Source organism: Sphingomonas sp. Leaf230 (assembly GCF_001421745.1).
GTDB lineage: Bacteria > Pseudomonadota > Alphaproteobacteria > Sphingomonadales > Sphingomonadaceae > Sphingomonas.
The window spans coordinates 238,380-263,717 of the sequence record NZ_LMKW01000009.1 but is presented as its reverse complement, the minus strand read 5'-3'; the positions used below and the strand labels follow the sequence as shown (position 1 = coordinate 263,717).

At 62.5% G+C, this 25,338-nt stretch carries 38 protein-coding genes and 1 tRNA gene; 19 read left to right on the top strand and 20 right to left on the bottom strand.

Going from position 1 to position 25,338, the window contains the following annotated elements:
* Positions 1-91: 91 nt before the first annotated feature.
* Positions 92-559: a hypothetical protein gene (locus tag ASE82_RS10250; protein ID WP_056062472.1), complete on the bottom strand. Its 468-nt coding sequence runs from the start codon at positions 557-559 to the stop codon at positions 92-94.
* 400 nt (positions 560-959) lie between these two features.
* Here ASE82_RS10250 and ASE82_RS10245 point away from each other — a divergent pair, with 400 nt between their 5' ends.
* From ASE82_RS10245 to ASE82_RS10235, 3 genes are all read left to right on the top strand, one after another.
* On the top strand, positions 960-1,463 hold the full coding sequence (locus tag ASE82_RS10245; protein WP_156348860.1) for a hypothetical protein: 504 nt from the start codon (positions 960-962) through the stop codon (positions 1,461-1,463).
* Positions 1,464-1,521: 58 nt separating this feature from the next.
* Positions 1,522-2,010 carry a hypothetical protein gene (locus tag ASE82_RS10240; RefSeq protein ID WP_156348859.1) on the top strand — a complete coding sequence of 163 codons (489 nt, stop codon included), beginning with the start codon at positions 1,522-1,524 and terminating at the stop codon, positions 2,008-2,010.
* A gap of 74 nt (positions 2,011-2,084) precedes the next feature.
* Complete coding sequence (locus tag ASE82_RS10235) at positions 2,085-2,309, top strand: DUF6961 family protein (RefSeq protein ID WP_056062466.1); 225 nt, start codon at positions 2,085-2,087, stop codon at positions 2,307-2,309.
* 26 nt (positions 2,310-2,335) lie between these two features.
* Here ASE82_RS10235 and ASE82_RS10230 read toward each other — a convergent pair whose 3' ends face one another.
* The 4 genes from ASE82_RS10230 to ASE82_RS10215 form a co-directional block, all read right to left on the bottom strand.
* Positions 2,336-2,527 (bottom strand): hypothetical protein, encoded by a 192-nt coding sequence (locus tag ASE82_RS10230; RefSeq protein ID WP_056062465.1) that lies wholly within the window; start codon positions 2,525-2,527, stop codon positions 2,336-2,338.
* A 672-nt stretch (positions 2,528-3,199) separates the two neighbouring features.
* Complete coding sequence (locus ASE82_RS10225; protein ID WP_235524654.1) at positions 3,200-3,547, bottom strand: thermonuclease family protein; 348 nt, start codon at positions 3,545-3,547, stop codon at positions 3,200-3,202.
* 64 nt (positions 3,548-3,611) lie between these two features.
* Positions 3,612-3,797 (bottom strand): hypothetical protein, encoded by a 186-nt coding sequence (locus tag ASE82_RS10220; protein ID WP_056062459.1) that lies wholly within the window; start codon positions 3,795-3,797, stop codon positions 3,612-3,614.
* Entirely contained in the window at positions 3,794-4,030 is a 237-nt protein-coding gene (locus ASE82_RS10215; protein WP_056062456.1) for a YozE family protein, read from the bottom strand. The genes ASE82_RS10220 and ASE82_RS10215 overlap by 4 nt, the downstream gene beginning before the upstream one ends.
* Before the next feature lie 135 nt (positions 4,031-4,165).
* Between ASE82_RS10215 and ASE82_RS10210 the strand changes: the two genes are divergently transcribed.
* The 6 genes from ASE82_RS10210 to ASE82_RS19450 all read left to right on the top strand — a co-directional run bounded on the left by ASE82_RS10210 (position 4,166) and on the right by ASE82_RS19450 (position 8,234).
* A complete protein-coding gene (locus ASE82_RS10210; protein ID WP_056062453.1) occupies positions 4,166-4,369 on the top strand; it encodes a hypothetical protein in 204 nt (67 codons plus the stop codon).
* Positions 4,370-4,372: 3 nt separating this feature from the next.
* The gene (locus ASE82_RS10205; RefSeq protein ID WP_082441429.1) at positions 4,373-4,849 is read left to right on the top strand and encodes a LexA family protein; all 477 of its coding nucleotides are present in this window, start codon (positions 4,373-4,375) and stop codon (positions 4,847-4,849) included.
* The gene (locus tag ASE82_RS10200) at positions 4,846-6,114 is read left to right on the top strand and encodes a Y-family DNA polymerase (protein WP_056062452.1); all 1,269 of its coding nucleotides are present in this window, start codon (positions 4,846-4,848) and stop codon (positions 6,112-6,114) included. Before ASE82_RS10205 ends, ASE82_RS10200 begins: the two co-directional genes overlap by 4 nt.
* A gap of 359 nt (positions 6,115-6,473) precedes the next feature.
* Positions 6,474-6,692, top strand: coding sequence for a hypothetical protein (locus ASE82_RS10195; protein ID WP_056062449.1), 219 nt, complete (start codon positions 6,474-6,476; stop codon positions 6,690-6,692).
* A complete protein-coding gene (locus ASE82_RS19455; protein ID WP_156348857.1) occupies positions 6,692-6,901 on the top strand; it encodes a hypothetical protein in 210 nt (69 codons plus the stop codon). Before ASE82_RS10195 ends, ASE82_RS19455 begins: the two co-directional genes overlap by 1 nt.
* A 1,144-nt stretch (positions 6,902-8,045) precedes the next feature.
* Positions 8,046-8,234, top strand: coding sequence for a hypothetical protein (locus ASE82_RS19450; RefSeq protein ID WP_156348856.1), 189 nt, complete (start codon positions 8,046-8,048; stop codon positions 8,232-8,234).
* Here the strand turns inward: ASE82_RS19450 and ASE82_RS19445 are convergent.
* Both ASE82_RS19445 and ASE82_RS19440 read right to left on the bottom strand, forming a co-directional pair.
* Positions 8,222-8,530, bottom strand: coding sequence for a hypothetical protein (locus tag ASE82_RS19445; RefSeq protein WP_156348855.1), 309 nt, complete (start codon positions 8,528-8,530; stop codon positions 8,222-8,224). The two genes, ASE82_RS19450 and ASE82_RS19445, sit on opposite strands and share 13 nt — an antisense overlap.
* Before the next feature lie 92 nt (positions 8,531-8,622).
* Positions 8,623-8,817 carry a hypothetical protein gene (locus ASE82_RS19440; RefSeq protein ID WP_156348854.1) on the bottom strand — a complete coding sequence of 65 codons (195 nt, stop codon included), beginning with the start codon at positions 8,815-8,817 and terminating at the stop codon, positions 8,623-8,625.
* A gap of 2,088 nt (positions 8,818-10,905) precedes the next feature.
* Here ASE82_RS19440 and ASE82_RS19725 point away from each other — a divergent pair.
* The 4 genes from ASE82_RS19725 to ASE82_RS10185 all read left to right on the top strand — a co-directional run bounded on the left by ASE82_RS19725 (position 10,906) and on the right by ASE82_RS10185 (position 12,767).
* On the top strand, positions 10,906-11,067 hold the full coding sequence (locus ASE82_RS19725) for a hypothetical protein (protein WP_162236735.1): 162 nt from the start codon (positions 10,906-10,908) through the stop codon (positions 11,065-11,067).
* 162 nt (positions 11,068-11,229) lie between these two features.
* Positions 11,230-11,418: a hypothetical protein gene (locus ASE82_RS10190; protein ID WP_056062445.1), complete on the top strand. Its 189-nt coding sequence runs from the start codon at positions 11,230-11,232 to the stop codon at positions 11,416-11,418.
* An 87-nt stretch (positions 11,419-11,505) separates the two neighbouring features.
* Positions 11,506-11,629: transfer RNA gene (locus tag ASE82_RS19435), tRNA-Cys, on the top strand.
* A gap of 619 nt (positions 11,630-12,248) precedes the next feature.
* On the top strand, positions 12,249-12,767 hold the full coding sequence (locus tag ASE82_RS10185; RefSeq protein WP_056062442.1) for a general stress protein: 519 nt from the start codon (positions 12,249-12,251) through the stop codon (positions 12,765-12,767).
* A gap of 207 nt (positions 12,768-12,974) precedes the next feature.
* Here ASE82_RS10185 and ASE82_RS10180 read toward each other — a convergent pair whose 3' ends face one another.
* The 4 genes from ASE82_RS10180 to ASE82_RS10165 form a co-directional block, all read right to left on the bottom strand.
* Complete coding sequence (locus ASE82_RS10180; protein ID WP_056062440.1) at positions 12,975-13,211, bottom strand: hypothetical protein; 237 nt, start codon at positions 13,209-13,211, stop codon at positions 12,975-12,977.
* Positions 13,212-13,403: 192 nt separating this feature from the next.
* A complete protein-coding gene (locus tag ASE82_RS10175; protein WP_082441427.1) occupies positions 13,404-13,631 on the bottom strand; it encodes a hypothetical protein in 228 nt (75 codons plus the stop codon).
* Entirely contained in the window at positions 13,631-13,828 is a 198-nt protein-coding gene (locus ASE82_RS10170; protein WP_056062438.1) for a hypothetical protein, read from the bottom strand. Before ASE82_RS10170 ends, ASE82_RS10175 begins: the two co-directional genes overlap by 1 nt.
* A gap of 139 nt (positions 13,829-13,967) precedes the next feature.
* Positions 13,968-14,372 carry a BLUF domain-containing protein gene (locus ASE82_RS10165; protein WP_056062434.1) on the bottom strand — a complete coding sequence of 135 codons (405 nt, stop codon included), beginning with the start codon at positions 14,370-14,372 and terminating at the stop codon, positions 13,968-13,970.
* 273 nt (positions 14,373-14,645) lie between these two features.
* On the opposite strand from ASE82_RS10165, the gene ASE82_RS10160 reads away from it, so the two are divergent.
* Complete coding sequence (locus ASE82_RS10160; protein ID WP_056062430.1) at positions 14,646-14,969, top strand: hypothetical protein; 324 nt, start codon at positions 14,646-14,648, stop codon at positions 14,967-14,969.
* A gap of 377 nt (positions 14,970-15,346) precedes the next feature.
* On the opposite strand, the gene ASE82_RS10155 is transcribed toward ASE82_RS10160, so the two are convergent.
* Positions 15,347-15,787 (bottom strand): (deoxy)nucleoside triphosphate pyrophosphohydrolase, encoded by a 441-nt coding sequence (locus tag ASE82_RS10155; RefSeq protein ID WP_435368550.1) that lies wholly within the window; start codon positions 15,785-15,787, stop codon positions 15,347-15,349.
* Between the two features lie 85 nt (positions 15,788-15,872).
* Between ASE82_RS10155 and ASE82_RS10150 the strand changes: the two genes are divergently transcribed.
* Both ASE82_RS10150 and ASE82_RS10145 read left to right on the top strand, forming a co-directional pair.
* Complete coding sequence (locus ASE82_RS10150) at positions 15,873-16,022, top strand: Flp family type IVb pilin (RefSeq protein ID WP_235524653.1); 150 nt, start codon at positions 15,873-15,875, stop codon at positions 16,020-16,022.
* A gap of 126 nt (positions 16,023-16,148) precedes the next feature.
* A complete protein-coding gene (locus ASE82_RS10145) occupies positions 16,149-16,322 on the top strand; it encodes a Flp family type IVb pilin (RefSeq protein WP_056063336.1) in 174 nt (57 codons plus the stop codon).
* Between the two features lie 100 nt (positions 16,323-16,422).
* On the opposite strand, the gene ASE82_RS10140 is transcribed toward ASE82_RS10145, so the two are convergent.
* From ASE82_RS10140 to ASE82_RS20245, 4 genes are read right to left on the bottom strand one after another with little or no spacing between them, the layout of a single operon-like run.
* The gene (locus tag ASE82_RS10140) at positions 16,423-17,370 is read right to left on the bottom strand and encodes an acetyl-CoA carboxylase carboxyltransferase subunit alpha (RefSeq protein ID WP_056062425.1); all 948 of its coding nucleotides are present in this window, start codon (positions 17,368-17,370) and stop codon (positions 16,423-16,425) included.
* A 31-nt stretch (positions 17,371-17,401) separates the two neighbouring features.
* Entirely contained in the window at positions 17,402-18,301 is a 900-nt protein-coding gene (locus ASE82_RS10135) for a tyrosine-type recombinase/integrase (RefSeq protein WP_056062422.1), read from the bottom strand.
* The gene (locus tag ASE82_RS10130; protein ID WP_268795419.1) at positions 18,298-20,082 is read right to left on the bottom strand and encodes a hypothetical protein; all 1,785 of its coding nucleotides are present in this window, start codon (positions 20,080-20,082) and stop codon (positions 18,298-18,300) included. The genes ASE82_RS10135 and ASE82_RS10130 overlap by 4 nt, the downstream gene beginning before the upstream one ends.
* 34 nt (positions 20,083-20,116) lie before the next feature.
* Positions 20,117-20,251, bottom strand: a complete 135-nt coding sequence (locus ASE82_RS20245) for a hypothetical protein (protein WP_258191373.1) — start codon at positions 20,249-20,251, stop codon at positions 20,117-20,119.
* A 103-nt stretch (positions 20,252-20,354) separates the two neighbouring features.
* Between ASE82_RS20245 and ASE82_RS10125 the strand changes: the two genes are divergently transcribed.
* From ASE82_RS10125 to ASE82_RS18900, 3 genes are read left to right on the top strand one after another with little or no spacing between them, the layout of a single operon-like run.
* Positions 20,355-20,918 carry a shikimate kinase gene (locus ASE82_RS10125; RefSeq protein ID WP_056062416.1) on the top strand — a complete coding sequence of 188 codons (564 nt, stop codon included), beginning with the start codon at positions 20,355-20,357 and terminating at the stop codon, positions 20,916-20,918.
* Entirely contained in the window at positions 20,915-22,015 is a 1,101-nt protein-coding gene (gene aroB, locus ASE82_RS10120; protein WP_056062413.1) for a 3-dehydroquinate synthase, read from the top strand. Before ASE82_RS10125 ends, aroB begins: the two co-directional genes overlap by 4 nt.
* A complete protein-coding gene (locus ASE82_RS18900; RefSeq protein ID WP_081874135.1) occupies positions 22,015-22,155 on the top strand; it encodes a DUF2256 domain-containing protein in 141 nt (46 codons plus the stop codon). Before aroB ends, ASE82_RS18900 begins: the two co-directional genes overlap by 1 nt.
* An 84-nt stretch (positions 22,156-22,239) precedes the next feature.
* Here the strand turns inward: ASE82_RS18900 and ASE82_RS10115 are convergent, their stop codons facing one another.
* From ASE82_RS10115 to ASE82_RS10100, 4 genes are read right to left on the bottom strand one after another with little or no spacing between them, the layout of a single operon-like run.
* Positions 22,240-22,569: a DUF423 domain-containing protein gene (locus tag ASE82_RS10115; protein WP_056062410.1), complete on the bottom strand. Its 330-nt coding sequence runs from the start codon at positions 22,567-22,569 to the stop codon at positions 22,240-22,242.
* Positions 22,566-24,329 (bottom strand): cation:proton antiporter domain-containing protein, encoded by a 1,764-nt coding sequence (locus tag ASE82_RS10110; protein WP_056062407.1) that lies wholly within the window; start codon positions 24,327-24,329, stop codon positions 22,566-22,568. Before ASE82_RS10110 ends, ASE82_RS10115 begins: the two co-directional genes overlap by 4 nt.
* Positions 24,329-24,760 (bottom strand): iron-sulfur cluster assembly scaffold protein, encoded by a 432-nt coding sequence (locus tag ASE82_RS10105; RefSeq protein WP_056062404.1) that lies wholly within the window; start codon positions 24,758-24,760, stop codon positions 24,329-24,331. Before ASE82_RS10105 ends, ASE82_RS10110 begins: the two co-directional genes overlap by 1 nt.
* The gene (locus ASE82_RS10100) at positions 24,757-25,338 is read right to left on the bottom strand and encodes a CvpA family protein (RefSeq protein ID WP_056062401.1); all 582 of its coding nucleotides are present in this window, start codon (positions 25,336-25,338) and stop codon (positions 24,757-24,759) included. The genes ASE82_RS10105 and ASE82_RS10100 overlap by 4 nt, the downstream gene beginning before the upstream one ends.

Below are 25,338 nucleotides of genomic sequence, written 5' to 3'. Positions count from 1 at the left end.
ACATTTTGTCGTCTCTAGCAGAACACATCGGGAAAGTCGATAGATCCGCACTAACCCATACCCCTGGCGAACATCGGAACACACGTACGAATCATACGCTCTTTCCCCTGAGAGCCTGTGCCGCTCGCGTAGCCAACAATGACAGATGCATGGCAATCGGACGAATGGCAGCCAACCCATGATGTAACGCGGCTTGGTCCCCGTCGACGATGTCTTGTCGATCTCTTAGTGTGCGCAGAACTCGCTCTTCGTCGTAAATGGCCCGACGAAGAAGTTGCAGGTCAATGAACCAGCCCGCTTTCCGCCGCAGATCGACGTCATCAAATTCATAGCGTTCCGCAATCAGACCGTTCAATGCGGCGCGCACGTCAGACCTCCTTGCTGCAAATGGTCCGAACTCCTGCATATTGGGCTCGAAGGGTAAGCAAAGCAGATCCGCGTGTGCCTTTGCACTGTCCGCTATGGCCGCGAGCTGATCACGCGCCTCACGCTCTTCCTGTTTTCGAGTCCGAGCGGCAACAACTGCGGTCCCGATGACTGCCGCAGCAGCGCCGAACATAGCCCCTGCGAATGCAAGCCGATCACCAGCTGCGGCTCCAACCAGGTGATCTGCTCCAAACCCAAGGCCAAAACATCCAATGGCACCGAAACCCGCAAGCCACTTATCGTCAGCACTTTTGAGCATCTTGAAGGTTTCCGATGTCGTATGCGACGGCCTCGTGCAGTTCATCGCCGGCCTCTGCAAACTCGAACGCAGTGACTGAACAGGTTTCTAGCTTCGTTGCCTGCGAAAACGGATAGCAAGGTTCAACGCAGCATTCCTATCCTACCGTTGCCGCGGCGAGGGGGGCGGAGGCGGCGGTGGCGGGGGAGGCGGTGGCGGGGGTGTCGGGCGATACACGCCGGGATCGTTTCGCGTTCCACCGCCGTGGCCTGGCATGAGAGAGAAGGGTTGGGACATGGAATACAATCTCTACGAATCAGCCAGTCCTGAGATGTTGGCCGAAATAGTCCGAGAAGCCGAGTCACTTTTGGACGAACAAAGAACTGTCGCTGTCGCCGCGGACCAGCGGGCCGTCACTTTCGCTGGGCTCTTGGTAGCCGCGATCGGCGCAATGCTCGGTGCTGTTGCTAGTCTCGGGGGGCATGCGCCGGTGGCAATCGTGGCAGTCGCGACAATCCTTTCGGTAGCTGCCGGGCTCGCGCTATGGAGTGCGCGCCCGACCGGGTGGAAGTTTCGCGGCAATGCACCCAGCCAATGGACGCGCGACATAATTGGCGAGCGTGATATGCACGCCAGCATGGCTGAAATGGCGATGAACTACGATGTCGCCTGGGCCCTAAACGATAAGGCAATTGGCAGCGCGGCACGGGCTATGCGCTCGAGCATGCTGCTAACGGCCTTGTCGGTTGTCGCGGCGCTAGCCTGGAGCTGGTGGTTTGTACTTCGCGCGGCAATCTAGAATAAGCCCTGCCCCGAAGCCCCGGGCTATGAGTTCAATATAAATTTTGGAGGTGCTGATGCCCTACATGCAAACAGGCTCATTCGTCATTAAAACGATCCGGGTAATTTCCATTTCGGCAATCGTCCTTCAGGTAGGCGCCCGAAAAAATTCTTACCTCGTTACCGGCGCCTCACCGTCTATGGTGGTACGGCTTGATGGCGACACGGAAGGCTCGGCATTTGAACTAGCTAATGCTGGGAACGTCTCGGGCCTGTCATTTGAAGAGATCCTATTCGAGGTCGATCTCGACTCGTCATTTCAGCCTGCCATGGTTGAGCAGCCGCTTGGCGCTCTCGTTATGCATGACGGAGGAATGTACATCATAGCTACAACGCGATCGCAGCACGGGTTCGAAGATGCCGCCCTGTTTCCGATTGGCAAAGCTACTGCCCGACCATCTGGCGCAGCCGAGGTAGGGTTTACGAAATGGCGAGCGGTTAAAGTGCTGGGCAGCGAACGTGTCGAGATTCTCAAATTCGAGGCGACTAAGAAGGCCGACTTCTAACTGGCCCTTCCCACTGGGTAGGCCCTTCGGTCGCGGTGGCATAGCGATCAGCTGACCATCGACTATAACAGGACATGGCATCCGAACGAGAGCTATGGGCGATCGCGCTGAAGGTCGAGCGGGACCACGGTGACAGCGGGCCCCGCCACATTGCCCAAAAGATCGGTGCTGCTGCGATCGCCGGCGAATGGGACGCGGTGACGATGTGGAAGGCGATAGCTGCTAGGTTCGATCAGCTACGGGAGGAGCATCTTCTCGCGCATGATCGTCGCCTGCCAGCGGGATACAGCGTTCACTAGCACACCTAGGTCACTAACTAGCGCAATCATGTTGGCCGTTCGGTGCTGGCCCGGGGCGCGAACCTGTCAGATTTGAGAACCCTCAACTTGGCCGCGAAGAAGACGTCGACGATCCCCTCATCGATCATGACGCGCAGTTCGGTTGCGCTGATCTGAAACCCGGTGCCCTTCAGCATGGCGCGCTCCAGTTTGTCGGTCAGCGTAAAGATGTCGTCCATCGTGAGGGCATATCACGGCCCGATTATAATAGTGGCGGATAATGCGCCGGTCTGCGTCGGCAGTCCGACGGCAAAAGTAGGGTCGGAGAGCCGTAAGCGCGTATGCCCCGACGGCCGGGTCGGCTTGACCTGGCTTGACGGACTAGGGCTGAGCGCCCTCGTGCGGAGCGGCCTGCGTCAAGCGAAGCCTTCGCATGCGGACGGGGAGGTTACGGGGAGGATCTTGCCGCGACATCATGGCGGCGCCTTCAGAATACTTCAGCCCGGAAACTGGTACAGCGCGACCTAATAGTGGATCGCAAGGGTCGCCTCAATTTTGAGGGCATCACTCAAGCCGGCAATAACCGGACACTAGAAATGGGCCGCCGCCCTCCCTGCCCCGATATGGGGATCCTCATATCGTCCACCCCCTAATTGGGGGATGGGAGCAGTACGCGCCCGCGCCTGCGCGCATTGGTGGGGTTCCGGCTGTCGCGATACCGCGACGGTGGACGGGTTCGAAGGTGGCCGTGGAATTCCAACAGACCGCGCAGGTATAAATACGGTTGGCGGTACTGTTGGCAACGACGGAAAAGTGATGCTGCCGGCCAACCGCATTGTTAGCAATGCTGGTCATCGGCCGACTGCAGTGCCCTGCCCCGCCCCGCTATAATTGCATGCGACTGGCGAGGCCTACCGACATTCGCCCATTCGATACTGCCGCCAATACCGATCCCACCTGACCGCCGCCCCAGATGCGATCGCCGCACACGACAGCGACCGACCGTCCGGCAGCATGCACCGGGCCACAACACGGGTGTAGCTCTTACCGGTTGCCTCGCACCGCAGCGTCTGGCGCAGCACAAGGCGCTCGACGATCTGCTGGCTACGCTTCGCAGCGGCGTTGTCGCAACGATAGTTCACCCGTCGCGGGTCTGCCGCTCGGCACGGTGACGCGCTCTCGAAGTCGGGCGCTTGAACACCGGCGATCCGGACCTTGATGCCGTTCGAGCACCACAGCGGCCCATCGCCGTCGTGCACGCGCGTTACCGTGCAGGAGAAGGTTGCCGCTGGTGCTAGAGCTATCACAGAGCCACCCGCAGCATCAGTGCTTCGTCCGGCTGGCATCTGCCACAGCATTCAGACAGTCGGCCAGGACCTCCCACTGTCGGTACCGCTCTGGCTCACCATCTGGCGTCTTTTGCATACCGGACGCGACGATCTGGCAGGCACCCAGTTGCCCATGATCAGCCATCAGCGCGAAAGCCTGCTGCCACGCGTCCTGCATCATGCGGACAGCCAATCCGACTCAGCGTCATCGACAGCGGCAAACATGTCGCCCTCGGCCTGCATGGCGCTGAGATGCTTCCGCACCGCTTCCGGATCGCCGTTACGGGGAAAGCGGCGATCAACGACGGCGCCAGCAGCCAGTTGGCCGACAAGGTCGCTTCGGTCCTTTTGCGTCATAAGCCACTGCCCGAAGGCCGGCTTCGGCTCCTGCTGCTCGTCGTCATCATTGGCCATGATCGTGTCCTTCGAATCGTCGGCCCGCTCATCGCATCAGATTGATGTTCCCGCAATGTTCTTGCGAATCAATCTGGATCAGGCCTAGCTAGGGACACGCCACGACCGGCGACTAGATACTGACGGAGCAACGAAATGCAGCACGATCTGCGGCTGAGGGCGGCTGCCCGCGCGATATACGACAACGTCTATCCGGCTATGGATCCCGCCCCGTTCAGCTTCGACGAGGCCGAACGGTTCGGGACCGTCGAGTATCGGCAAGCGGTCGGCGCAGTTCAGGATGCGCGGTCCGTGCTGACCGCTCGGCACGAGCAGCTCCTCTTCGCTGCTATCCTTTAGGTTATGCCCTTGCCCCACCCAAGCCGCCCGGTCGTCGTCCCGCTGAGCCGTCGTGACGATGCGCTGCGGCTTCACGACGTCCCGTTCGAACTAGTGCCGTGCGAGGTGCCTTTCTTCCTCGTCCACACTCAGGCCGGATTCCCGTCGCCTGCACAGGACGACATGCAGGAGCCGATCGACCTTGGGGCATGGCTCGTCGAGCATCCGGCCGCGAGCTACATCATGCGCGTCGATGGCCGTTCCATGTCGGGCGCCGGGATCAACGACGGTGATATGATAGTCGTGAACCGCGCCAAGAAGCCGAAAGCTGGTTCGATCGTCGTGGCGCTGGTGCACGGTGACCGAACGTTGAAGCGGTTGCGCTACGTCGATGGCCGCCATTGGCTCGTCCCCGAGGCCGAAGGTTTCGCTGACATCCTAGTCGACGAACATGTCGAGATATGGGGCACGGTCGTCGGCGTCGCGCGCAAGATGGCATGAGCACCCCGATCGCCCTGATCGACTGCAATAACTACTACGTCTCGTGCGAGCGCGCCTTCGACGCCAGCCTGGTGGGCGTTCCAGTCATCGTTTTGTCGAACAACGACGGGTGTGCGATCGCCCGATCGGCGGAGGCAAAAGTTCTTGGGATCAAGATGGGCGATCCGATCCACCACCTGCGCGACAAGGTCCGGCAACACGGCATCCAGGTTCGGTCGTCAAACTATGCGCTCTATGGCGATATGCAACGCCGCGTGATCGCCGCCTGCGAGTCCTTCGCCCGCGACTTCGAGATATACTCGATCGACGAGACATTCCTGGATCTGGCGGGCTTCGAGGGACGGGATCTCATCGCCCACGCCAATGCAATGCGTGCCCAGGTCCAGCTATGGACGACGATACCCACCTGCGTTGGCATCGCGGAGACGAAGACGCTGGCGAAGCTGGCGAACGCGGCCGCCAAGAAGAACCCGGAGTTCGCCGGCGTGGCGGATCTCCGTGATGACGACGTGCGGCGCGATGTGATGCACGCCTTTGCCGTCGGCGACGTCTGGGGCGTCGGCAGTGCGACTGCGCGCAAGCTGACTGGTCTCGGCATCGACACCGCTGGCGCGCTGCGAGACATGCCGATGAAGCAGGCGCGTGCCGTCGGGACAGTCGTTCTCGAGCGACTGGTTGCCGAACTGCGCGGGGTCCCGTCCAATGTGGTCGAGGCGGTCGAGCCGCGGCGTAAGGGCATGGCCGTCACCCGATCGTTCGGAACGCCGATTTGCGACTTCGAGCGGATGATGGGCGCGCTGTCGCAATACGCATTGCGCGCCGGGGAGAAGCTGCGATCGCACGGGTTGGTTGCGGCCCGGCTGACCGCGTTCTTCCACACGAACAAGCACAAGCCCGACCGGCCCCAGTACGGCGCATCACGCATGGTGACCCTGCATCCGATGACGAACGACAGCCTCGAGCTGATCGCGGCGGCTAGGCGCGGCGCTGAGAAGGCGTGGCGCGACGGCTACGCCTACACGAAGGCGGGCATCATGCTTGACGATCTGCTTCCCGAGGACGGGCGGCCGCGCACGCTATTTGAGGAGGATACAGCCAAGCGCGACCGACTGATGGGGGCGCTCGACGCGATCAACGGCAAGTTCGGCATGTGGACGGCGGTGACCGCGTCGCAGGGGTTCAAGCGCGAGTGGAAGATGCGGTCGGAGATGCGTTCGCCGGCGTGGACGACCGACATAGCTCAGGTACCCACGGTTCGGGCGTAGAGGGCATTCGTGCCAGTCGAACGAACGACTGTTTTGGAAAGGAAAGCGATCGTTCGATCGGTGGCAACTGTTACCAGAGGATGTGGTCGGTGATCACGCCGGCCCTCACGAGAAAGCCGAGCGCTGCCCCAATGCAGACGATCGTTCCATACACAACGATCGCTTGCGTTCGACTGCGATGGTCCGTCTTGTAGCTCATGTTTAATAACCTCGTAGCTGCACAATCAGGGTGAACGATCGCACCGATGTCTGCAATTGGGCGGGAAGCGAAATGGCCGAGATGGGAGCCTACTCGCGCGTTTGTCTTGATTCACCTTTGGGCTTGCGGAATAATATCGCGTCTGAATCCTGGGGTGGCCATGACTGAACCCAAGTTTCCAAGCCTGTACCGCGCGGCGCTGCAACATGAACACCTTTCTGAACAGTGCGCGGACCCGAAGATGCGGAAGGCGCATATCGAAAGCTCGATGTGGTTCGAGGCCATATCCAATGTGTTGAGCGATCCCGAGAACGCTTGGATGCTCGAAGGGCGACCACCGCCACGCCATCTTCGCCTGGTTGGTAACGAGGAAAAGTGATGGAGGAGGATGAGCACGAGGCAAGCGCGCGTGAACTTCAAGACCGTATCGCTCAAATGTCAGATAAGGTTCTGCGCGCATCCTATCGAGCCAGCGGTGCCGAGGTGGGCGATCCGTGGCGGGATGCCTTGGCGGCAGCGATGCATCAACGCCTAAGACGAATGGCTTTTGCCGGTCCGAACGATCTTGCCAACGCTAAATCCGCTTAGCCATGCAAACCGCTGATCCGTAGCTTCATGGACTGCGAACGGACAGGCGCTCGGAAAGCCCTTCTCGAGACCGTTTTTCAAACCCGCGTCGTAGGCGGCGCGCAATGGGTCTGTTGTCATGGGAGCTTAACGCCACGCTATGCAAAACGGACCCAAATAAGTAACATTTGTTTATTGTAAGGAAACAGTCTTCGTCTTGGCCTACCCGTGGTAACACTGCGTATGGCGATCATAGAACGAGCATTCGAGATCGCGCGAGGCGGTAAAGCACGCACGATAACAGACATTCGCTTGCAGCTATCTCGCGAGGGATTCGATCATGTTAGATCGCATTTGAGTAGCTTAGCTCTGCAAAGGCAGTTGCGTGCGTTGCTCAAAGATAAAGCCGTAACGCGTTTCGAGTCTGAGTAGCGCCCCTGTAAAAAAACGGCTCGCCCGAAGGTCAGAAGGGCGAGCCGGCCGGAACGCGCATTTGGGAGGATCCGTCCCGGCGATCCAGATACGAACTCACAAGGGCTACGGTTTCGTCATGATCACGGCCCGCCCCTAACGTGATGAGCGCGAGGCGGGCCGACCGAGCCACTGCCAAGCAAGCCCGGCGAGACCATAACGCACCGACAGTGCGAAGTTCCGTCCGCCCGTAACGGCCCGCTTACGGTGCACCAGTAAGCGAGCCAGCCAGTCACTTTCCGGAGCTAACTGGTAGTATACAAACGCGACAGTGATCGCGAAGTTCACGAATGACGGCCTGCCTTGGCCGAGGCCGGAGAACGACCTTGGCGCTCACTGACATTCCGCTGTGAGCCGCGGGAAACCGTCACGGTAGCGAAGGGCTTATGTACCGTCGCCTCACGTCTGCAACGAAGACGTGAGCGGACAAGCCACGTCAGGATGGCAACCAACGACGATTCTTATCGAGAGACCCACAGCGCCTAGAAATGCTAGAAAATTTATACGCCTTAATGACCAAAAGCCTTCCCCTTTGTCCCAGCACAATTCAACGAGATGCTGCTCACGGCAATGCGATCTTGATCAAGAGCAACTCTCTGAGATAACAAATATCAAGTAGTACCTTTTTCGAAAATATTTTGATCCAATTCTCAACATATCTGGAACGCTATCTCGTTGAAACCATTCGGCGTCGATGACGGACGATTTAAATTCACGCATACCCGAGATGGAAACAGTTGCACGCCTTTTGAGGCTTGCCCTCCCTCTCGCTGCGAAGAGCGATAGTTATGTTGTATGCGCCATGATCGAAACAGCCATAGAGCTTTCCGTGACCCGGCTGGCGGCGCTTAAAGCTGATGCAACCAGTGATCATTTTAGCTGATCGAGAAGATCTTGTGCAAACGACTGGTCAGTTTCCGGGATTGCCGAACGCAGCGCGGCACCAATCACCCACAACGCGTTGCCTTCGTTGGAAGGATCAGCCTTTAGCTTCCGGCGGCGTAACCCCAGCGTATTCGCCCGGGTAGTCACACCAGCTGCCGAACGGCTGAAGAAAACCGCGATGCTGTCGACCGGCTCGCCAGTCATATAGCGGCGTGCCAGTTCTGCATCCTCGAGCGGGCTCCAAACATTTTTTGGCACCTGTTTTGCATCTCTCCATTCAATGGCATTTACCAATCCGTTCTCCAGCAGCGATATTTGCGTTGAGATAACTCTCCTACTGGAAACTCAAGGTGTGCGGCGGCGGGCTTGTCCGCCGAAAGACATGACTATTTGGTGTCTATCATTGCGATTGCTTCACGTAACGCCGCTGCATGGCGGCGAAGCATTGGGGCCTGTTCGTCGGTCACATCGGCGCCGTTCGCATAGGCACGGAGCTTACCGGTTTCCCAGTAATTCGCGCGTTCCTCAAGTTCATTGACCTCGCCCCGCCACTTGGCGGCCATGTGTTCTGAAAAACTCACCTGATTCTCCCCTGATCGAGGTTATCCTATGCTGACCGACGCCGGGGTGAAAGCCGCGTGGTCGCGCTCAGGAGCCTACAAGTTATTCGAACAGGGCGGCTCGACAGCAAGACCCCGTGCCAATAGCGCCAATAGTGCCGATAGCCCTTTCGTCACGCTCTCCCCCTCTGTCTACCAAACGACGAACCCTGCCCTGCTGTTCTCGCCATCGTCCGTGCGCTCGCGGCCGGCCAAGACATTCTCCAGCTCAAAAAGCGAGTGCGGCACGTCTACGTTTGCGCTTCGAAAAGAGAACGCTCAAACGAGGCAACCGTACCTTAACGATCGTCGGTTACCGCACGGAGATTCGTTAAAGGGGTCTGCGATGAAGCGGTTGCTGTCTTGCGTCGTACTGTTGGCAATCGCCCAGCCTGCGTGGGCGGGTGGCGACGACGCGCCATACTACGGTCCAATGAAGCGCTGGAACGTCATCGGCTTCCAAACCGGCTACAAGGACCGAACCGAAAAAGACGGATCGTGGCGTATTGATGCCGCGGTCCACGGTCGGACTGATGCGATAGATATGGCCCTATATCGAGCTGCAGAGCGCGCGCGTGAGCTCGGCTACCGCTACCTCTTTCTGCTAGGTGGTAACGGCTCGAAGACGCCTGGCCTGGATATGGCAACAGTCTACGCCCGACCTAGCCATGATGCTGTGCCACCGATTGGCTGCCGCTCTAAGAAGCTAACGAGCTGTTACACCGCCGACGTGCTCGAAATTATGCGCATCCTCGGTGGCCCCGGGGGATCACGGCCAGGTGTGCCTATCTTAGCTGGTCAAGACGAGTTTGGCCGGGATGTGTTCTCGTCAGGTTATGGGACGGGGGGTGTTACATCGCTGGTCGCAGGCGGCATGGTACGCAGCCAGGTAACAACGATTGTTGACGGCAAGCTACGGATACGCGGCGGACGCACTGCGATAGTTCAGCCGGGGATCGTTCCAGTCACCGCTCCCACGCTTCCGGCGCAAGTGGTGACTGGGGCGGTGGCTCCTCCGGCGTTGCAGTATCCGCAGCCCGTGGCTCAACGCCCCCTCTCACCCCAAGCGACGACCAACACACGTTTCCAGCAGGCAATAAAATCGGCTCAGCCCGTGCGAGGCCGTGACCCCAAACTCGGGTGGACTATCAGCGACTGATGACGCCTGCCGACAAGCTACTGGGGCAGGGCACGGTCAGCTTGAGGCGACAGGCATCGTCCTATGATTCGGAACACGCCGGCCGTTTACTCGTCGTGCACTTGCCCGGTCGGTCGGTGAAAGATCCTGAACGAAAGCAAAGGACAATCTCGCCGCCGGAGCATTATTTCAAACACCGCGCTCGGCAGTACCATGCGCGACGCCACCGACGTCCATTCGCGGGGTGCAACTTGGTTTGCCATTTCGATCGAATATGGAAGCTCTACAAGTTTCATCACGATTGAACCTTTGACGCTCGATTAATGAAACAGCGTCGCGGTTTTGGCGTGCGCCTTTACCCGCGCAGCGAGTAAATCCGGGCTCAAAGATATGCAAACGCTGCGCCTTGGGTGGACGGAAACTTTTAACGCAGCAGCTTTCGCCTAACTGTCGGACAGCACGCTGCTACGGGTCCGTTCGCCGAGCGCTGCGTAGGTTCCAGCTTGATGGAAAAGCATGCGACGTTGCTCCACTATTATCGTCGACTAGCCATCCGAAACTGGGTGCGCGCGGCCTTCCCGTTATTACGTCGGCTTCACGCTCCGTTGAGCGTCGGCCATCATTCGCTGTCCTCGGGCTTCCGCTGCGGCATCTGTAATATCGTCAGCCATTATAACGGCATCTTCGGCTGTCATGGTGAGCGATGACGGCCATATTTCTACGTGGACTAATCCCTGTTGCGCAGAAAACACGCTAACAGCCGAGGTCGATCTTGAGTTCATAACGAGTCCAATCATGTCAGCAACCGCTCAGCAATCAAATCGGACCCATTTCCGAAGTCTCTTATGTTTTTAGTTCCTGGCCGCCTGGCCACGCCCACCAAGCTCGCGATCGGTCATGCGCCGTAAAGGTTGGGCCGTTATCTAACCCTCATGACCAAAACACCGGAGCAAATGCGTCGGCAGGCACAGGAATACCGTGAACTGCACTCGCATATGACAGGAACCGTCCTGAGCGATGCGATCGAGCAGGTAGCGCTCGCGCTCGATCGGTCCGCCGATGCCCTGGAGGCCGAACTGGCAGGCACTGTCTAACTACCGCGCGTCCTGTCCTGTTCATCAGAGACACGCCGAACACCGGGACGGGAACTGCCGACGTAAACGTCATCGCTAAACGAAAATGCTCCGCCGTTGACGCGCTGGCGGCGGCGGCGGTGCAGTTTCTTATGGCCCGGTCATCGGGCAGGAGAAAGCCAGATGCGTAAACTGCTGTTCGCTGCCGCCTCGCTGTCGTTGCTCGATGGAGCCCCCTCAATGGCGGCGCCGTGCAAGGACGCCAAGGGACGCTTTACCAAGTGCCTGAAGGCGCCGGCTAAGACGGTTCGGTGCAAGAGCGCGAATGGCAAGTTCGCGAAGTGTGGCAGGGCGGGCGCCAAGCCGGTCTGAGGCGAGATGAGCGCGGGCGATCGGGCATGGCGTAATTCCTGTGTAATCATGCCCGGCATTACACGGACGTTTCGGGAATGTTCTTCAGGCAGAACAAGCGGTGAAAGTAACGTTAATTCAAAGCCTTCGGACGTTCCCGGAACGTTCGGGAATTCCAAGTATCAAGACTGCAAATCCTCGCACCCGGGTTCGATTCCCGGTCGGGCCTCCAGTGAATGCCGGTTTTGATCTCGGGCTGCCGAAGATTTCATAACGAGAAATGCCGCCCCCCACCCTGGTGCCGGGGGCGATCGTCCAGACAGCGACCTCACGACCCTTGTCGTTTTAAAATGCCCGCACTCCGGCACCCAGGACCGGCGGCCCCAGCGGAGCGTCGTGCGCAGCGGCGTCTCGACCTGAATGAACCGCAAAGTTTGTCCGGTTGTTCGTGCCGCAGCCTGAGCGACTTTCAGACATTATGGCTGAGCCCAAAAGCTTGGCCGCGCGTTGAACTGGCAAGGAGATGACCTTGATCGACGATCCGAAAACCGACGACTCAACGCCCGCTGACGAGGCAGAGGAGATGGAAAAGGTACAGGAGGACGCCGCCAAGGAGCGTGAGGAAAACGGCGGGTACCAATAGGCTTCGACACCCTGCCGGCAATCGCCTTACCCTCCCTGGGCGGCGATTTCCGCTGCCCTATCCTTGCGACTCACAGACGCGATCCTAGTCGGCCACCTTACCCGCACCATTCGAAGTTAACGCGCCGCTAACTCTCAATTTCCGGAACGTTAGGCCTTCGACGCGGCTTCTACGCTCATCTACAATCTGTCCCCGACTGGAACTGATGATGAGCACGAACCTGGTATCCGCGGTTTTCGATAATCATGCAGACGCCGAGCGCGCCGTGGCCGAGCTTCGCGCGGCCGGTATCAACGACAGCGCGATCTCCATCGTTGCCCAGCATGACGGCAAGAACACCACCACGGACGGCAACGGCGACACGCAGGAGTTCGTCGGCAAGGTCGCGGCTGGCGCAGGCATCGGCACGCTGCTCGGCATCGCAGCCCTCGCTATCCCCGGGGTCGGTCCCCTCGTTGCCGCTGGCGCGATTGCGTCCGCGGCCATCCCAGGCGCTGCGATCACGGGCGCGGCGCTCGGTGGCGCCGTTGGCGGGCTGGAGAAGGTTATGACCGATCACGGTGTCAGCCGCGTCGATGCCAGCTACTATGAAGGCCGCATCAATGAAGGCGGCGTGTTCGTCTCCGTCGATACCAGCGCTGCCGGGATCAACGCCGAAGATGCCGCCGACGTCCTCTATCGCTCGGGTGGGCACACATCCACGCGGACGAAGGTTTCGATGGCGTAATCGCCAACGTCTTCAACGCCGATCTAGCTCAAGGGGCGTTCCGGTTAACGGGACGCCCCTTTTAGTTCGAGCTTGATCGACCAGTCATCCTACCCTGCCCCAGACGCATTCCTTGCGCCCTCGGACAAACTCCTAACGTATCGACAACCCCGTCCGATACTGCCGCCGATACGGTCTCACTAATCGCCGCATGACGACCATTACCGTCTAGACCGCCATCCAATCGCTCTCGGCATCGTCGATCGCGGCGAAGGCGTCACCGTCGGCCTGTTGGTTGCGCAAATGTGTGCGCACCGCCTCCGGATCGCCGTTCTTGGGAAAGGTCCGATCCGCACGCGCAGCGTCGGCGATACCGTCGACCCAATCGCCCCGGTCGCGCTGCGTCAGCAGCCACTTGCCAAACGCGGGCTTCGGCTCCTGCTGGTCGTCGTCGTACTCGGCCATGATCGTGTCCTCGAATCGTTGGAACGCTCATCGCATCGGATTGATGTTCCCGCAATGTTCTTACGAGTCCAACTGGGTCAGATTTGGCCAGGGAGACGCCACGACCGGCAACCCGATAAGCCTAAAAAGGAAGTCGCGGTCGGAGATGCGGTCCCCCGGCACAGGCGACCGACATCTCCCAAGTCACCTCGGCTAGTTCACGCCCTGTTTGCGCGCGCCGACAATCATGCCCTTTGCGATCTTGCGCACGGCTTCGTCATCCTTGGTACCATCAGTCGCCGGATCGCCGAGGTGGTCGAGGCTCTGTTCCATGAAATCGAGGAGCCCGGCGTGCCGCGCTTCGACATATTCCATGAGTTTGAACAGCAGATGCTCCGTGGCGATCTCGCGCTGGCGAGTCTGTGTCGCGTCGTCGGACATCACGACGCCTCCGTTAGCGTTGGCGTTGGCGCGCCCAATTTCTGCGCGACTCGCGCTACGTCTTCGTCTTTCGGCTCCTCCGGCAGCTCTTCGCCCGGCAAGAGTGCGTCATCGGGAATACCCGGAGCCGTGCCCGCAATCGGTTCGTCGATGGCGCGCTCGTTGGCACCGTCCGTGATCTTCTCTCTCGCTACCATGTCAGTCTCCTCCGTTGCGTTCAAACGCACAACCAACTGTACGGAGCCACGTCATGACCGTAGATCGTAGATAACACAGACCGAGAGATCGATCGTTTGGCGCGGCGCATGCAACGCTAAACCGCCGGCATCGAGCACTTCAGGCGGCGTGCTTCTTGGCGAACTCCGCAAAATACGCGTGCATGGTGGGATCGGCGATCGGCGCGATCAGCCTCGCCACATCGTCTGCAACCGCACCGTCACCGCGCAAGGGTCTGCCAGGCTGATGGCCCATTGCCCAGTCGGGAAAGCTGCGCTCGGCAATCGGACGGTTGTCGAGTGTCACGGCGGCGAAGTGGCGTCCATCGGCCTTGATGCGGTCGTACGTCTGCACAACCGCATCCGCCGGTCCTTCGAGCGCCTGCAGGAACCGACGTCCGCCGACAACCAACAAGCCCGTCACGCCAACCGCCGCATTGTTACGCCGCGACGCGTTCAGCACACCCTCGAGCTCGGCCTTCGACAGCTCGGAGCGGGCGGTACTGATGTAGATGAGACGTATCAACGCGAACTCCTTCGAGTCCGACGTAACCGCCGAATCTAAACGTCAAATTAAACAGGAATTGCAGCAGCTTGATCGGAATAGATTAGCGTATTTGCCCGCGGAAACACCGCCTCCACGCACTGACATCTGACCCGAACATGGTCGCTAGCGATAAAAACCGAGTATCGACGACGTCGCGAATGGATGTTTTTCGGTATCACGCCACGCTTGTGACGATACGCGTCGCACGGCCACATCCTTGCTTTTGATGCCGATCTCGGCTGTTGCCCGGCGATGGATATTCCCGCGCTGTATCATTCGCTTATTCTCTGGATCGGAGACGGCACCGGCCTGCCCGACGCGATCCTCCATATCCATGCCGGGCTCATCATCCTCATGCTCGTACGGCTCGTCAGCGGCCGGTCTTTGGGGACGCTCATCCCCTTGCTGGTCGTCGTCCTGGCGGAACTTGGCAACGAGACGCTCGACTATCTCAATTACGGCATGCGCTGGGCCGACACGCTTTCGGATATCGGCAACACGATATTCTGGCCCCTGGTTATCAGCCTGGGCGTGAGATTGCGTCCCATGGTGCGACGAGATCAGACCGTGCAGTGAGAACGCGGGGGTCAAATCCGACGGTGCACCGTGGTGGTTGGACCGAAGTAGATGCATGGAACCCGATCGTTCGAGCTCGGTGTTCCGTAATCGACGGAAACGGCTCGCTCGAGAAAAGGGAATAACGCGCGCGAGCCGCAGTCCGGATGGCCGGATACGGTCTTGGGACGTAGCCGGCTCGGATTTCATGCGCCTGCAAACGTCCGGGATCAAGCGCTTTTTTGAACACGGAGTATGCCGACCCGCCTTGGTGACGAGCCAAAGATTACGACGAGCCGACATACCCGCCCATCAACCAACAAACGGACGTGTCGGACGCATTGTTATTGGCATTTGAATGCTTTGCAGCGTGTCCAGTCAACGAAGACGCGCCAGGTTCAGATCAGCGCATCCAAGAGACCGATCAGCGGGCGATCGGCGGGCGGCATCGGCAGGGCGTGCATCTCGTTCGGCCTCACCCAGCGTAGCGCGGTCGCTTCGAGCGCGCGCGGCACGCCGGTCCATTTGCGCGTGATGTAGAGCAACAACAGCAAATGGCGATCGCCGAGCGGCGCGCTGGCGAACGTCGCGGGCGCGAGGCACGCGTGCGGCACGACGATCGCCAGTTCCTCCTCGAGTTCGCGGATCAGGGCAGCCTCGGGAGTTTCGCCAGGCTCGATCTTGCCGCCAGGGAACTCCCAGAGGCCGGCAAGCGACTTGCCTTCCGGACGTTGCTGCAAAAGCACGCGGCCTTCGAGATCGACCAATGCGGCCGCTACGACGGGCAGTAGCAACGACGCAGCGGGCATCGGTACCGATACGGGCGGATCGTTGGTCATTCCTTAATTTCCCCGCGACTAGACCGCATTCATGAGCCCTATATCCGTCGCGACGCATGCCGTCATCCGAACGATCGCGCGCGTAATGCGCGAAAGACGGGGGGCGACCGCGATCGAATACGGGCTCATTATCGCGCTGGTCGTGATCGCGATGATCGCCGGCCTCACCGCGCTTGCCGATACGACGACGGGCATGTGGGGCAACGTCAACTCGAAGGTCGCCAACGCGCGCTGATCCGCAAAAGAAACGGCGCCCACCTTAAACCTTTCTCAACCAACCACTTGTATCCCTCAAATCGCTGATCCGGTCCGTCCGGTGCAGCCGGGTGACACAGACGCAATCGAAACGATGGAGACCGGAATGAAGACGATCCGCAAGTTTTTCAAGAATTCCAAGGGTGCGACCGCAATCGAATACGGCCTGATCGCCGCGCTGATCGCCGTTGCCGCAATTGCCGCGATGCAGGGCCTGGGCACCAGCCTGACCAAGACGTTCAACAACGTCTCGACCAAGCTGAACACCTCGACCACGTAATCATCGCGCTGGAGAGTGGCGCAATCGCGACCGCTCTCCGGCACGACTTGCGAGTTCAAAGGGCGGCGGAACCTCGGTTCTGCCGCCCTTTCTGCGTGGCTCAGAGACGGCCCATCTTGAGGAACTTGGCCTGGCGGTCCTTGCGAAGCTCGCTCGGTGTGAGCGGGGCAAGGTCCCTGAGCGCAGACGACAGCGCATCGGCCAGCGACTCGATCGCGGCCGCGCGGTCGCGGTGCGCGCCACCCAGCGGCTCGGGGACGATATCGTCGATCACGCCGAACGATTTCAGGTCTTGCGCGGTGATGCGCATCGCTTCCGCCGCCTCGGGCGCCTTGTCGGCGGTGCGCCACAGGATCGAGGCACAGCCTTCCGGGCTGATCACCGAATAGATCGCGTGTTCGAACATCAGCACACGGTTGCCCGCGGCAAGCGCGACCGCGCCGCCCGAGCCGCCTTCGCCGACGATCGCCGAGACAATCGGAACTCCGGCGTTGAGGCAGGCTTCGGTCGAGCGGGCGATCGCCTCGGCTTGACCACGCTCTTCGGCCTGGATGCCGGGGAACGCGCCAGAGGTGTCGACCAACGTGATGATCGGCAGGCCGAATCGGTTGGCGAGTTCGACCAAGCGGATCGCTTTCCGGTAGCCCTCGGGCTTGCCCATGCCGAAATTGTGGCGGAGGCGGCTGGCGGTATCGTCGCCCTTCTCATGACCGAGCACCATGATCTTACGCCCGCGGAACGTCGCGAAGCCGCCGATGATCGCCTGGTCGTCGCCGAAGGCGCGGTCGCCAGCGAGCGGCACGAACTCGTCGAACAGCGCGGCTACGTAATCCTTGAAGTGCGGACGCTCGGGATGGCGGGCGACCTGCGTCTTCTGCCACGGCGTCAGCCGCGCGAAGGTGTCCTTCAGCAGCTTGTCGGACTTCGCCTGCAAGCGGGCGATGTCGGCGGCTAGGTCGACGCTGCCTTCGGCGGCGGTGTCGCGGAGTTCGTCGATCCGGCCCTGGAGTTCGGCGATCGGTTTCTCGAAGTCGAGGAAGCTTGGCATCAGCGGCGGTTACGGTGCGGCGCCGCCCGCGTCAACGCGGCGGCAAGTCCGCCAAAGGGTGACGCGTGTTGACGAGCTCGACGAGGCGGCTCGAATCGACGTGCGTGTAGATCTCGGTGGTGGCAATATCGGCGTGGCCGAGCATCGATTGCAGCGCGCGCAGATCCGCACCGCCGGCGAGCAGATGCGTGGCGAAGGCGTGACGCAGGACGTGCGGGCTGACGCGGTCGGGGGGGATGCCTGCCTCGGCGGCGATCGCCTTCACGAGTTGATACAGGCGGATGCGCGACAGATGACCCTTGCCCGAGGGGAACAGCCAGAGCCGGTCGGTTGCGACGTGGGTGCGCCAAACCGCGACCGCAGCGCGCGCTCGGTCGGAGATCGGGACGAGCCGCTCACGCCCGCCCTTGCCGCGCAGGATCAGGAACGGGCGGTCGGGATGGACCGCGTTGCGCGGCAGACTGACCAGTTCGGTCGCGCGCAGGCCGGAGCCGTAGAGAAGTTCGAACAAGGCGGAAAGGCGCAGGTCGTTGGAGTCGAGCGGATCGCGGGCGGCACGCTCGGCGATCGCGGCGAAAAGGCGGTCGACATCGGCGTGGCTGAGGATTTTCGGCAAGGTGCGTGCCGTGCCCGGCCGCGGGAGCGCCTTGCCGGGATCGTCCGCGCGGTAGCCTTCATCGGCGAGGAACGCGAAGAAGCGGCGGAGCGAGGCGGACTTTCGGCCTACGGTCGAGCGGGACAAGGCCGACCACCCGCTCGCGAGCTTGGCCAGCGCGTCGGCATCCGCGTCGGCCAATCCGCCTTCCAGCGCTTGCGAGGCGAGCGTCAGGTCACTGCGATACGCCGCCACCGTGTTGGCCGCGGCACCGACCTCCGCGGTCATCATTTCCAGGAACCGATCGATCAGCGCACGATCGCTACCGTGGCTCACGCGCGCGCGAGCGCCTCGGAAGCGATCATCCGCGCCTCGCCGTCGAGACCGACGCCGCGCAGTGCACCGACGATGCGGTACAGCGCTTCCGGGGGGATGTCCTTCCAGCTTGCCGCCTGCATGCCGACCGCCGCGAGCAGGACGACTGTCCCGGCCTGGCCGTCGCGGGCAGCGCGATCGAGCGCGCGAGTCCAGGCATTGTCCGTGCCGATGCGAACGCCGAGCGACTGGGCTGCGCGCTCGATATCGCCTTGGTTAAGGCGACCGAGGCCTGCCAACCCTGCGAACAACATGCGCTGCTTCAACGCCGAATCGCCTTCGCCACCGGTGTAGGACGCAAGGTCGGAATAGCTCAGGCGGCGATACGCATCGGGATCGCTGAGCATTATCATCGCCCAGGCGTCGCTGCCGGCGGGTACCGAGCCCAGCCAGCGTGCCGCGGTGCGATCGAGCCCCGCGGACAGCATCGAAGCGACCAGCAGATCGGCGTCGGCCTTCGCAAGATTGGGGTTCAACCGCGAAGCCGCCCGCGCGGTCAGCACCAGCCGCGCATAGCTCGGACGCGCGTTCGCGCCGCCCCACAACTGACGCAGCGCGGTGAGCCGCGAATCCGGGTTGCGATCCGCATAGGCGGTCTGGAGATCGTTGGCGGTCGCGGTCGCGCCACTCTGCGTATCGTCGTCGGTCGCCGCCGCAGCGTAGAGATCGACGAGCGCCGCGCTGGACAGCACGCCCTGCCCCGCCGCAGCCTCGGCCGGGGCCAGCCGATCGCCGAGCGCAACGGAGGGCGACAGCGCCTGCCAGTATTTCACCTGCGGACCCGCCGTGCCGTACAACTCGTCGGGTACCGTAACGCCGGTCGCCATCGCGAGGCCGAACCGCCACGCGGTCAGCCGGTCGACGCCGTCCCATTCGATCGTCACGGCCTGACGCCCTTGCGCGCCCGCACCGACGACTTTCTGTGCGAGCAGCAGGTCGACGCCGCTGGCGACGTTGCGACGCTTGGCGGTCGCGATCAGCGGGCTGGCCTGCGCGGGATTGCCCGACAGCCCGGCGCACATCGCCTGCGCCATCGTCCAGCCCCGCGCCGGGGCATAGCGCATCGCCCCCGTGACCAGCGGGCACAGGCCCGCCGGATCGCCGGTTGCCAGCGCAGTGTTCATCGCGACCTGATAAAGCTTCGGCGTGTAATTGTCGGTGTCGACGTTCTGCGCGACCGCGCGCGCCGCGACCGATTCGCCCATGCGCAGCAACAGCCACGCGCGTTCGGCAGCGAAGTCAGCGCCGTTGGTGCGGCTGGGCGTATCGACATGCGACACCAGCGCGCGCCGCAGCAGGATCGACATCCAGCGCGACGGGAGCGGCGCACTGAGGCGGCGCATCAGCGTCTCGACATATTGGCCGTCCGCCTCACCGAAGGCATCGGTATCAAGCCCGCCTTCGCTCGCCGTGACTGGCCCTACCGTCGCGAGCGAGCGCCGCGCGGACGCCGGCATCTCGTACTGCGCGAGCACGGCCGGATCGACCGGCGCAGGCGTCGCGACAGGGGGCACCAGCGGCGCATCGCCCGGCGTCGTCGGCGGCAACGGCTGGGTCATCGCACCCGGTTGCGCGGGTGCCGGAGCCGGAGCGGCCGGCTGCGCGGGATCGGTCGGACGTGCCGCCTGCGTACCGGCAGGCGGTGTCGGTCGCGGTGCGGGCGCAGGCGTCGGCTCGCCGAACCCCGGCGGCAGGATCGATTCGGGGCGATCCTGTCCGATCGCCGGTGCCAGCGCGACCAAGGCTCCGACGGCAACCGCCGCCGCTAAGGATACCTTAAGAGAGGTTCGCAAGCGTCACGGCCTTTTCGACGTGGCTCTGCGGACGCTCGGTCGCGCGCCCTGCCAACAGGAACAGGCCGCCGACCACGACCACAAGAACGACGACGACCGAGACGATGAAACGGGACATGCGACGTAACCTTGTAGTGGACGGGGGTAGTGAACGATCGGCGAAATATCGCGCGCCAAGAGCTTTTGCCCTCGCGCGGAGCCGCTGTATAGCGCGGGCTACGATGTTGCAAAGCCACAACCCTTCCGGCGGACCCTCGGGCGGTCGCCGCCCTGCCCCGATCGATCGCCCGATCGTGCTCGTCGGGCTGATGGGCGTCGGCAAGACCACCGTCGGCCGCCGCCTCGCGCTGCGCATGAACCTGCCGTTCGTCGATGCCGACCACGAGATCGAGGCCGCGTCGGGGATGACCGTCGCCGAGATCTTCGCCAAATACGGCGAGGAATATTTCCGCGATGGCGAGCGCCGCGTGATCGCGCGGCTGATCGACGGTACGCCCAAGATCATCGCGACCGGCGGCGGCGCGTTCATCAACGACGACACGCGGGCGCTGATCCTGCGCGATGCGGTGTCGGTGTGGCTCAGCGCGCATCCCGACATCCTGGTCGAGCGCGTAGGACGGCGCGACACCCGCCCGCTGCTGCGCAATCGCGACGCGGGGAAAGTGCTCGCCGAACTGGCGCGCGTCCGCAACCCGATCTACGCGCAGGCGCACATCCATATTGTCAGCAACAAGACGCCGCACGAAGCGACCGTCGCCGCTATCCTGAGGGCGCTTGGCCGATGAAGACCGTTACCGTCGAACTGGGTGCGCGGACCTATCCGATCCATATCGAAGCCGGATTGCTCGCGAGGGCCGGCGAGTTCCTTGCGCCGCTTGCTAAAGGCCGTCGCGTGGCGATCGTAACCGACGAGAATTTGTCGGTTCACCTCGCGACCTTGCAGGCTTCGCTGACCGCGGCGGGGATTGGATCCGAGGCGATCGTGCTGGCACCCGGTGAGGGCAGCAAGAGCTGGGCGACGCTGGAGATGCTGTGCAACCGGCTACTCGAACTCGGCGTCGAGCGCGGCGATCACGTCGTGGCGCTCGGTGGGGGCGTGATGGGCGACCTAGTCGGGTTCGCCTGCTCGATCCTCAAGCGCGGGTGCAACTTCGTCCAGATCCCGACGAGCCTGCTCGCGCAGGTCGACAGTTCGGTCGGCGGCAAGACCGCAATCAACACGAAGGCCGGGAAAAACCTGATCGGCGCGTTCCACCAGCCGGTGATGGTGCTGATCGACCCGCAGGTGCTCGACACGCTGCCGATCCGCGAGCTGCGCGCTGGATATGCCGAGGTCGTGAAATACGGCCTGATCGACGACTTCGCGTTCTTCGAATGGTGCGAGGCGAACGGTGCCGCGTTGCTGGGCGGTGACATCGGGCTGCGTGAGTACGCGATCGCACACAGCGTTTCGGCCAAGGCGCGGATCGTCGCGGCTGACGAGCATGAGACGAACGGCATCCGAGCGTTGCTCAATCTCGGGCACACGTTCGGCCATGCGCTGGAGGCGGAGACCGGGTTCTCGCAGGCGCTGATCCACGGCGAAGGTGTCGCGGCGGGCTGTTCGCTGGCGTTCGGGTTCTCGGCATCAAAGGGGATTTGCCCGGGTCAGGATGCGGAGCGTGTTGCCGCCCACTGGCGCGACGTTGGGCTCCCGGACGGTCTCGCGGCAGCGAAGATCGGCGCGAGCGGTGAGCGGCTGGTCGATCACATGCGGCACGACAAGAAGATGGCGGCGGGCACCCTCCCCTTCCTGCTCGCGCGCGGGATCGGCCAGACGTATCTCGACAAGACGGTCGATCTCGCCGACGTCGAGACCTTCCTCGACGCGCAGCCCCGCTGATGCCAAACGGTGTCGCCAAGCAGAATTTGCCGACCAAGATCTGCCCGGCATGCGAGCGGCCGTTCACGTGGCGGAAGAAATGGGCACGCGACTGGGACAGCGTGATCTACTGTTCGGACGCGTGCCGGAAGAAGCGGTAGCGCCAAAGTACCAGTAAGAATTTTGTTCACCCGCGAAGGCGGGTGCCCAGACTGGGTCCCCGCCTTCGCGGGGAAACAATTCTGCTAGGGGCGGGCCGCGCTCCAAGCCAGCCACAACCACCCGCCGATCAGCAACGCCCCACCAATCGGCGTGATTGGACCGAGCCATCGCCCACCACCGGCAGCCAGGCCGTAAAGCGATCCAGCGAAGAGCAAACCACCGACAACGAAGAGCCAAGCCGGGCCACGTGCATCCATCTTGAGGGCAACCAGCGCCGCGACCGCGTGGACCAGTTGATAATGGCTGCCGGTCTTCAACAACTCACGCGCAGCATCACCCGCCCAATGCGCGCCGAACGCCCCCGCAGCGACCGCGATCGCGCCCGACAAGGCCGCAAGAATGGCAATAATCATTGCGTATCATTCCCCCAGGGAAAGCGTTTGGCGGTCTCCGCACGTGCCGCGCGCATGTCGCCGGAGTCGATCTGCAACTGCAACCGCTCCTTGTCGCGCGACCGGTATTGCTCCTCCGCACGGTCGATATCGGCCGGCGACACATCCAGCCCGCGCAACGCCAGGCGCGCCATCTTCACCGCGGACTCCATCACTTCGCGCACCACCGCGGTCGCCGACGTGTTCTTCAACTTCACCAGTGCACGGCGATCGAACGCGCGGACGTAGATCGCGGCGTCGGGGAAAGCCTCGTGCACACCCTCGATCGTGTCAGGATCGAGCTGATCGCCGTCCATGCAGAAGCAGATGATCTCCGCCTCCGCCGCGCCTGCCTGCCGCAACAGGTCGAGCCGCGTGCCGTCGCCGTAATAGACCTTCGCGCCGAACTCGCCCGCGATGTCGATCATCTCGATATCGGTGTCGATCAGCGTAACCGGGATATCCTGCGCGAGCAGCATCTGGCCGACCGTCTGGCCGAACCGGCCATAGCCGACGATGATCGCGTTCGCACCGTCGACCTTGGGGCCGTCGCGCTCCTGCCCCTCGGCGATCGGCTCGGTGCGGAAGCGCCGCGTGATCCCCATCAGGAACGGCGTCGTCGCCATCGACAGCGTGATGATCGCGCCGAACAGGCTCGCCGCCTGCGGTTCGATCAGCAGCCCGGCCTGCGCCTGCGCGAACAGCACGAAGCCGAACTCGCCGCCTTGGCTCAGCAGCAGCCCCAGCGCGAACGCCTGCCGCCACGTCATCTTGAACGCCATGCCGATCAGCATGATCACGCTGGTCTTGGTGGCGATCAGCGCGGCGGCCATTGCCATCACGAAGACCGGGCGTTCGGCGATCGCGTTGAGATCGAGCACCATGCCGACCGCGAGGAAGAAGAGGCCGAGCAGGATCGAGCGGAACGGCTCGACATCGGCTTCGAGCTCATGCCGATACGGGCTGTCCGCAAGCATGACGCCGGCGATGAACGCGCCGAGCGCAGTCGACAGCCCGAGCCATTCCATGATCGCGGCGCTGGCAATGACCGTAAAGAGGCCGGCAAACACGAACATCTCGCGCTCGCCCAGATTGCCGATGAGGCGAAAGAACGGGCGCAACAGGAAGCGCCCTGCGACGACGAGCCCGACGACCGCGAGCACCGTATAGATCGCGAGCAACCAGCCGGGAGGCGCGTTGGCATCGGCGGGATTGCGGCTCATCGCTGCCACGATCGTGATGAGCGGAACGATAGAGAGATCCTGGAACAGCAGGATCGAGAACGCGCGCTCGCCGAACGGGGTGCGCATCCGCCCCGAAGACCGCAGCATCGGCAGCACCTGCGCGGTCGACGACAGCGCGAGCGGCAGGCCGAGCGCGAGCGCCGCGGGGAGCGAGAACTTCGCACCGACCCAGACGATCGCGGTGATCGCGAGGCCGCAGATCGCGACCTGGAGCAGGCCGAGACCGAAGATCTCCTCCTTCATCTTCCAAAGCCGCGACGGGTTCAGTTCGAGCCCGACGATGAACAGGAGTAGCGTTATGCCGAGTTCGGCAAACCCGAGCTTCGACTCCGCGTCGCCGACCAGCCCCAGCACATGCGGCCCGACGACCGCACCCGCGACCAGATACCCCAGCGTCGCGCCGAGCCCGAGCCGGCGGAACAGCAGCACGAACATCAGCCCGAACCCGAGCAATACGACGCCGTCGCGGAGCAGCGACGGGGCCGTACCCTCCGCCATCAGACTTTCGCCTTTGCAGCGGTGTCCGCAGCCTCTGCCGCCGCTTCGAACGCGAGCCGGATCGAAGGGTGGCGCGCGGTATAGTCGAGCGCGGGGGTGAAGATATCCATCCCCGGCCAATCGGGTGCATCGCCCTCGCGCGCAAGCCATGCCGTCAACTCATCGCGCACGGCGGCGAGTTCGGCGGGGGTGCGACCGAGGATGTTCGACGCCAGCAGCGACGACGATGCCTGGCCGAGCGCGCAGGCGCGAACCAGCAGGCCGACCTCGCTAACCTTGCCCTCATCATCCACCGCGACGTCCACGGTCACGCGACTACCGCAGATCGGCGAGCGTTTCTCCGCGGTCGCCATCGGCCCAGGCAGGCGTTCATGGTGCGGGATCGTCGCGGCAAGGCGCAGGATCTCGGCATTGTAGAGGGGCGCGCTCATGATTTCGGCTCGCTTGCACTATCGGATCGGGAGGGGTCGGATTTAGAAGGGGGTGTTGTCGCGCCGAAAACGGGTTTGCCGCGCCGGCGGCGGTCGACGAAATCGGCGATCCCCGCGCTGGTCGCGTTGAGCAACGGATAGGTGCGCGATGTCGTCATCCAGCCGGGCCGCCGCGACGGGCCGCCGCTCATCGTGTCCATGACGAGCGTCGCGAGCAGGAAGACGAGGCTGGCGAGGATTAGCCCCTTCAGCGCGCCGAACCCAAAGCCCAGCGCACGGTCGACCGGCCCAAGGATCGACGTCCGCGTCCGCGCGCCGATCGCGTTGGCGACCAGTCGACCGCCGATATACGTGACGCCGGTGATGATCGCGAACGCGAGCACCGCCGCGCCACCGACGGTGCCGACCATCGGCGACAGCGCGGCGGCGAGCGGGATGTGGAACAGCTTCAACATCGCCACCATCGCCACCCAGGCAAACATCGACAGCACTTCGGTGACGAACCCGCGCACGAGCCCCAGCACCGCGGACCCGGCGACGGCGATCAGGACGACGATGTCTAGGGCGGTGAGGTTCAT